The sequence below is a fragment of the Lysinibacillus sp. NPDC047702 genome (assembly GCF_050272555.1).
Classification (GTDB): domain Bacteria; phylum Bacillota; class Bacilli; order Bacillales_A; family Planococcaceae; genus Lysinibacillus.
Map to the genome: position 1 here is coordinate 1 of NZ_JBNNMG010000115.1, position 5482 is coordinate 5482.

General features: G+C 37.3%; 5 protein-coding genes. All 5 read left to right on the forward strand.

Annotation, left to right across the window (positions count from 1 at the left end; translation table 11 throughout):
- Positions 1–808 precede the first annotated feature (808 nt).
- Complete coding sequence (locus ACQKIM_RS27495; RefSeq protein ID WP_427550069.1) at positions 809–1132, forward strand: DUF1827 family protein; 324 nt, start codon at positions 809–811, stop codon at positions 1130–1132.
- Positions 1133–1506: 374 nt separating this feature from the next.
- On the forward strand, positions 1507–1932 hold the full coding sequence (locus ACQKIM_RS27500) for an acyl-CoA thioesterase (RefSeq protein ID WP_427550071.1): 426 nt from the start codon (positions 1507–1509) through the stop codon (positions 1930–1932).
- Positions 1933–1943: 11 nt separating this feature from the next.
- Positions 1944–2318 carry a DUF423 domain-containing protein gene (locus ACQKIM_RS27505; protein WP_427550074.1) on the forward strand — a complete coding sequence of 125 codons (375 nt, stop codon included), beginning with the start codon at positions 1944–1946 and terminating at the stop codon, positions 2316–2318.
- A gap of 173 nt (positions 2319–2491) precedes the next feature.
- On the forward strand, positions 2492–3811 hold the full coding sequence (locus ACQKIM_RS27510; protein WP_427550076.1) for an SPFH domain-containing protein: 1320 nt from the start codon (positions 2492–2494) through the stop codon (positions 3809–3811).
- A gap of 14 nt (positions 3812–3825) precedes the next feature.
- Entirely contained in the window at positions 3826–4929 is a 1104-nt protein-coding gene (locus tag ACQKIM_RS27515) for a hypothetical protein (protein WP_427550077.1), read from the forward strand.
- Positions 4930–5482 lie beyond the last annotated feature (553 nt).

Below are 5482 nucleotides of genomic sequence, written 5' to 3' on the forward strand. Positions count from 1 at the left end.
CTTAAATTATTTGTGAGGCGAGCAAGCGATAGCGCGCTTAGATTTAAAGCAAAATCTCAATTTCCCCTGTCCATTTTCTTGACATAGTATCAATATACACAAAAGATAATGTATATATATTCAACTCTAAAGATGGTAAATATACTAAGAGAAAAAATCTTAATGAATGAACAAATTGATTTATTACACAATTACCCCAAATATTGTTCTTGATCAATGTTCGAGAAACAAAAAGTTAAATCTGTGCTTTCATTATAAAACATTTAATGACCAGGTAATCACAAAAATTTGTGAGCCTGGTCATTTTTTTATTGCTAAATACAGAACATTAGTTCTATAATGTATACAAACTAATGTTCTTACTTTGAGGAGGCGTAAAGATGGCAGCTAAAACAAAAACACCAGCAAAGAAAAAAGAACCAAAACATTTAGAATGAGACGAGTTTGATTTAGAAGAAATCGCATACACATCGAATGAATCAATGAATTAAAGTACAAGGTCTTTTCTATCTATAGAAAGGAAGAACCACTCTTAGATATAGTCAATAAAATGAAAGCTAACACTAAATTAATTCACATTAAGGATTAAATATAGGAATGTTCAAAAGGTACATTTTATTGATATTTTAAGTATTTCTGATGTTGATTAGTGGAGTGTGATTTTAAATGATGCATGATTGTGGCAACATGAAATAGACAGCGATGATACTGCAACAGGTGAAGAAGATGAGGTATTGTGTTACGCAAGGCAAGCTTTAAAAACTCAAGTTGAAGAATTAATACCTAGATATTTAAGGGGAGAATGAATATGGCTATAATATATTATCCGTTTTCAGAAAAAATATTTCGAGATATTACTAATGAAAGAGTTGATGTAGTTAAAATCGCAACTGGTTTTATGGGAAGTACTGTGAGAGTTTATGAATGCAAAGGTACAGTGATTATACACAGCGAAAATAAAGAATCCAGCCATGCTAGTATTTCAAATGAGAATGGTCAAGTTAAAGAATGGGAAATTAGATATGCCATTGAACACATTTTAAAACGAAATGTTACAGATGTGAGTATACGTGTCAGTGGAACTGGGGTCATTCATATACGCAATAAAGGGGATAGTTCACTTATAAATTAAAGAACGAGACTGGGACATAACAGGTCAAAATCTTAAAAGGTGCGAGAGTTCAATTTTAGAAACGTTGATTTCTCGCGCTTTTCTGGTTTGAAATATTAAAATTTTGCTTTGGAAATATACTTATGTTCCTACCTAAACACTTAGTTTATTGCATCTGCTCGTTATTTGTTTAATAAATGATTTCAATTGGAACCCCAGAAAGTAACCCAATTAAAAGAGTTAATATGGAGTTAAGTTATTTAATTGCAAAAACTCATTTTTAAAATTAAATATCAAAAGAACATTTCTCAATTTTTCAAACTTCCAATATCCCCAGAGCAAAAACCCCACCAAATCAACATTTTTACGCTATAATGTAGGACGAGGTGAAGAAAATGTTTGTAAGTGAGAAACAAATTGAAATCCGCTATGCGGAGACAGACCAAATGGGTGTGGTGTATCATGCGAACTACATTATTTGGATGGAAATTGGACGTACACAGCTTGTAAGTGATGCTGGCTTTGAGTATGCAGCATTAGAAAAGGATGGGTATGTGTCTCCTGTTATGGATTTATCCATTTCTTATAAGGCCGCGATGCATTATGGTCAAGTAGCTACTGTACGAACATGGGTTGAAAAGCATGACCGTCTGCGTACGACATATGGCTACGAAATTTTACATGAAGATGGAACGATTGCAGCAACAGCACAGTCCGTACATATACTTGCACATAAAGATACATTGCGTCCTGTGTCTCTAAGTAAAATTGATCCAGCATGGGATACGAAATATAAAGAAATCGCGCGTGAGGCCAAATAGGAGAACGAAATATGGAAATTTTACTTGCTTTAGGAGCCATCTTGGCTGGACTTGGTGTTGTCCTTGGTGCCTTTGGAGCACATGCTCTAAAAGATAAGTTTTCGTCTCCGTACTATGCGGCAATTTGGGAAACTGCTGTGCAATATCATATGTACCACTCATTAGGTATACTGGGTCTTGGTATTTTATCGAGTGATGCTCTTTTAGGTGCTTCTAGTATGCTTTCTTGGGCAGGCTACCTAATGTTCGCTGGAATTGTGTTTTTCTCTGGCAGTTTATATGTATTAGCTGTAACGGGTGTTAAAAAGCTTGGTGCCATTACACCAATCGGTGGTCTGCTATTTATCATTGCATGGATTCTTGTAGCTATCGCTGCATTTTCATAATAAATAATAACGGGGTTACACCAAATGAATATTCATTGGGTAACCTCGTTTTGTTTTACGTAAAGTTTTAAAAAATATGAAACAATTTGTTTATTCTTGCGTACAACATAGTGATTAGATTATTTTTAATGATAAAATAAGTTTAAATATAGATATTGAAGGTGGGAATTTTTATGGGATTATTAAAAGCTGGAGTTGGCGCATTAACAGGCGTTCTGGAAGATCAATGGCGTGAGTATTTTTACTGCGATTCTCTTTCATCGGATGTACTGGTTGAAAAAGGTGTAAAGCGTTCCTCAAAACGTGGATCTAATAAGGGCAACGACAATATCATTAGCAATGGTTCTATTATTGCCATTAATGAAGGACAATGTATGATGATCGTTGAACAAGGGAAAGTTGTAGAGTTTTCTGCAGAGTCTGGTGAGTATGTGTATGATACATCAACTGAACCATCCATTATGTACGGCAGTGATTTATCTCAAGGTATTATGGAAACCTTTAAGCAGATCGGCAAGAGATTTACATTTGGTGGTGAACCTGCAAAGGATCAACGTGTGTATTACTTTAATAAAAAGGAAATCGTAGGTAATAAATATGGGACACCTGCACCGATTCCATTCCGTGTAATTGATCGTAATATCGGCTTGGATATTGATATTGCCATTCGTTGTCATGGTGAATATTCTTATAAAATTGTCGATCCATTACTATTCTATACAAATGTTTGTGGTAACGTTGAACGTGAATACACAAGAGATGCCATTGATAGTCAACTAAAAACGGAGCTAATGACTGCCTTACAACCTGCTTTTGCACATATTTCTGCAAGTGGAGTACGCTATAGTGAAATCCCTGCACACACAGTAGCACTAGCAGATGCACTTAATAAGGTGTTATCGGAAAAGTGGCTAACAACCCGTGGATTAGCTGTTGTCTCATTTGGCATTAGTTCTTTAAAAGCATCTGAAGAAGATGAAACGATGATTAAACAATTGCAACGAAATGCAGTGATGCGTGATCCAGGTATGGCTGCGGCACATTTAACAGGTGCTCAGGCAGAAGCGATGATTGCAGCTGCAAATAACGAAGGTGGCGCAATGGCTGGTTTTATGGGTATGAATATGGCAGCACAAGCTGGTGGGGTTAACGCTGGTCAACTTTATCAAATGAACGAGCAAAATAAGCAAGTCCAAATGGCACAAGCTACTGCACAGGGTCAAGTGGGGGTATGGAAATGTGCATGTGGCCATGAGAATACTGGGAAATTCTGTTCAAATTGTGGAGGAGCAAAGCCACAAGAAGAGGGGTGGACATGTGCTTGTGGGGTTGTCAACAAAGGCAAATTCTGTAGTGAATGTGGAGCCAAAAAACCTTCAGGCGCTTTACAATATGCTTGTGATAAATGTGGCTGGGAGCCAGAGAATCCTGCGAATCCCCCGAAATTCTGTCCTGAGTGCGGAGATGTTTTCGATGAAAATGACATTAAGTAAGGGGATGACTAGTGATGTCTACACAAGAAGCTGAAAATGTTAAACAAGTAAAGCTTGATTTCGACGCTGAGTGTCCATCATGTAGTGCCTCTATTGAATTTAACCCAGCAAGCGGAAAACTATCATGTCCTTATTGTGGCTATGAATCTGAAATTGCATCTCCAGAAAAAGAAGAAGAAAAAGTTGCCCAGGAAATGGACTTTGCAATGGCTGAAGAACATGGGAATTTTAACTGGGGTGTTGAGAAAAAAACAGTTATCTGTGAGGCCTGCGCAGCGGAAACGATTTATGATGCTTTACAGGTCGCTGATCGTTGTCCTTATTGTGGCTCTAATCAGGTAATGGAGGCAAGTGCAAAAAATACATTGGCACCAAATGGGGTATGCGCTTTTGAAATTACTGATAAGCAAGCAGGTGAGAACTTTCAAAGATGGATTAGAGGTAGATGGTTTACTCCTAGAGCGGCAAAGATAAGTGCGAAGCCTGACTCCTTTAAAGGTGTATATTTACCTTATTGGACTTTTGATACGAAAACAAGCTCAAGATATTCTGCAAGATATGGTAAACATCGTACAGTAACTGATAAGGATGGAAAAACTCAAACTGTAACAGACTGGTATTCAACGAGTGGTTTTTATCAGGAATTTATCGATGATCATTTAATTAGTGCAACAACTCGATATGATCGTAATATGATGCGGAAAATAGAACCCTTTAATCTACTTAATAATAAAGCTTATAAACCAGAATATGTATCTGGCTTTCTATCAGAACGATACAGTATTGGTCTGCAGGATGGCTGGGGCCAAGCGAAGAAGGAAATTCATGATCATTTACATGCGCAAATCACTTATAAAATTCGTAGGGAGAAAAGTGCAGACACTGTATCTAGTTTACGTTTTTCTACCACACATGATGATATTACATATAAATATCTAATGTTGCCGATTTGGCTGTCCTCATTCCGTTACAAAGAGAAAATATACCGTTTTATGGTGAACGGACAAACGGGTCAAGTAGGTGGAGATGCTCCGATATCTCCGCTTCGTGTCACAATTGCTGTCATTCTCTCATTGATTACAATCGCTATTATTTGGTATTTCTTTATGTCAGAATAGTTATAAGCAGTATTCCTGAAGGGTTTAAAACCATGCATAGGAATACTGCTTTTTAATTGGAAATAGTTGGAGAAAGAACATACTTTAGAACCAAGTTGTCATGAAATCGTCCAAAATAATGGGTGAACGAATGAATATTTGTAAGGAAATAGGTGGAATATCTCTAATTATCACGACTTTAACCTTGAACTACAGCATAAGTTATAGTGATAAAGTGAAATCAATTAGAGAAGGATTCCCTCATTTGAACATAGAAATTTTAAATGCGATAAATGAAAAAAATGTATTTTTTCATTCATAGTGTTGAAAAACTAAATGGTCAAGGTACTCTTTGTGAACACTCCTAAGTCAAATGAAGATGATCTCCGTTCCAGGCTACTCGCTTTGCCGCTGACGCTTCGCTTTCGCACAGAGCAAGGCTTCCTGTGGGCGAGAGACGAGCCGCTTCCTGCGCTGAGGGAACGAAGGCTAAGTGCGTCACGTCCTGTGACAACGCCTTCGTGACCAACATCGTGTTGGCCTCAGTTTCTCGTCTGTCTCGCTATCCCACGGG